The organism is Tolypothrix sp. VBCCA 56010 (assembly GCF_050875635.1).
GTDB lineage: Bacteria > Cyanobacteriota > Cyanobacteriia > Cyanobacteriales > Nostocaceae > Hassallia.
Map to the genome: position 1 here is coordinate 1 of NZ_JBPAOH010000477.1, position 323 is coordinate 323.

At 50.5% G+C, this 323-nt stretch carries 1 pseudogene; it reads left to right on the forward strand.

Annotated features, from left to right (window positions below):
* Positions 1 to 323: pseudogene (locus tag AABK37_RS42050) on the forward strand (amino acid adenylation protein); the annotation flags it as partial.

Here is a 323-nt window from a genome sequence, read left to right on the forward strand (position 1 = left end):
GATGCCAATCTGCAACCTGTACCCGTAGGCGTACCGGGCGAATTGCACATTGGTGGGGATGGATTGGCTAGAGGCTACCTCAACCGCCCAGAGTTAACAGCCGAGAAGTTTATTCCTAACTTGTTTGGCGATTCGGGTTCAAGGTTGTACAAAACTGGAGATTTAGTCCGCTACCTCATTGATGGCAACATCGAATATCTCGGACGCATTGACCACCAAGTCAAAATCCGTGGCTTCCGTATGGAACTCGGAGAAATTGAGGCACAACTTCGCCAACACCCAAGCGTGCAACTTTCAGTCGTCATCGCCAAAGAGATTGCGGG